The 1929-nt window shown below is 53.0% G+C and carries 1 protein-coding gene; it reads right to left on the bottom strand.

Annotated elements, in window-relative coordinates; all coding sequences use genetic code 11:
• Positions 1-1801, bottom strand: a 1801-nt coding sequence (locus tag QD47_RS29355; RefSeq protein WP_235332399.1) for a non-ribosomal peptide synthetase, incomplete at its 3' end; no start/stop codon positions are given.
• Positions 1802-1929 lie beyond the last annotated feature (128 nt).

The following is a 1929-nucleotide window of genomic DNA, read 5'->3' as shown; positions in this document are numbered from 1 at the left end:
ACACCTGAATCGCTTTAATGGAATCGCCGCCCAGCGCAAAGAAATGGTCATGGATGCCGATGCGCTCGACGCTTAGCACGCCCTGCCAAATGTCGGCTAACCGGGATTCGATGTCGCTTCGCGGCGCTTCGTATCCCGCCTCGGCCACCTGCCTGTCCGGTTTCGGCAAGGCGTTACGGTCGATCTTGCCGTTAGGGGTGAGCGGCATCTGGTGCAGGTGCACGAAGTACGCCGGGATCATGTACTCTGGCAACAACGCGGCCAGATGGGCCCGCAGTTCGGTGACAGATAGGGTTTCGCTACTCACGTAATACGCGCACAGATAGCCCTGTCCGCTTTCGTCACGCTTCGCCACGACCACGGCTTCCCGCACCGCTTCGTGTTCCAAAAGCCGCGCTTCCACTTCTCCGCACTCGATCCGGTACCCCCGAATTTTCACCTGGTGGTCGATCCGGCCCAGGTACTCGATATTCCCGTCCGGCAGCCAACGCGCCAAATCTCCGGTCCGATACATCCGCTCTCCGGGTTCAAACGGATTGGACACGAATTTCTCCGCCGTTAGTTCCGGACGGTTTAAGTAGCCTCGCGCCAACCCGATACCGGCGATGCACAACTCTCCAGGAACTCCAATAGGTACTGGATGGAATTGTTTGTCCAGAATATAAGTCTGGATATTATGCATGGGAGAGCCGATCGGTATGAAGGTCATCTGATTCAAATCGTTGGAAGTCACATGACAGATTGTAGAATCCACGCAACATTCGGTAGGACCATATACATTGCTAATTAGAGGCTTCTCCCAAGTATATTTAGCCATAAAGCGTCGTACGATCTTATCCGGCAGCACCTCACCGCCAATGATGAATTGTTTCAATTGCAGCTTGCAGCCAAATTCCGAATCTGCGGCCTCAAGCATCATTGCAAGATGCAATGGTGTTCCGTCCGATATGTCAATATAGTTGCTACTATAATAATTAAGCAAAAGATCCCCTTGCAATCTTGCGTCTTCCGGCACGATATAAAGTGCGTGTCCCAGTAACAGTGCCGCAAAGATTTGCTGAACGGAAGCATCGAATATAAACGGAGATACTATGGAAATTCGAAGGGGATTTGGATACTTTTTATATATGTGGATATCCAAACTGTTAACAAGATTCAATACATTTCTGTGCTCAATCATAACCCCCTTCGGCTGCCCCGTCGTTCCCGACGTATAGATGACATACATCAGATCATTTGGCTCGTTGATCGGCGACAGCATGGTTTCTGCTTCTGTCGCATTCAGGATCGATTCATCCAGGAGTACAGTCTCCCAAGGTCCATCCATCGCCCAAGCCGGACACTCACATGCGAGCAACCACTTCGTCCCGCTGTTCTCGAGCATGAAACGAATCCGTTTCTCCGGGTGGCCGGGGTCGATCGGCAGATACGCCCCGCCAGCTTTCAAAGTGCCCCACAGCCCAACGATGATTTCCAGCGATCGCTCAGCCATAATGGCGACGATGCTCTCCCGTCCGACACCCTTCTCCCGCAGCGTCCAGGCCAAGCGGTTCGCCCGCTCGTTCAGCTCCCGGTACGTCAGGCGCTCATCCCCGCACACCACTGCTACGGCTTCCGGCGTCCGCGCCACTTGTTCTTCAAACAAGTCGATAATGGTTTTGTCCTTCGGATAATCCGCTACCGTCTGGTTCCGTTCTTCCAGCCAGCGACGCTCATCGGCCGTGACAATCTCGATCGATTCGTGGCTTCTGCCCGCGTCCTCAATCAGCTGAGCCGCAATGTGTTTCACATGACCTTCCATGTTCCTCACGATTTGGGGGTCATACACCAGGGCATTGTACTGGAATTTCATCAACAGTTCGCTGCCAGGCACCACAATTACATTGAAATCATAGTTGGTTTGTTCGGACACTTCGAGATCCTCTACGG

The sequence above is a fragment of the Paenibacillus terrae genome (genome assembly GCF_000943545.1).
Taxonomy (GTDB): domain Bacteria; phylum Bacillota; class Bacilli; order Paenibacillales; family Paenibacillaceae; genus Paenibacillus; species Paenibacillus terrae_A.
Note: the sequence above shows the minus strand (reverse complement) of the source record. Positions and strands in the feature narration are given on the sequence as shown.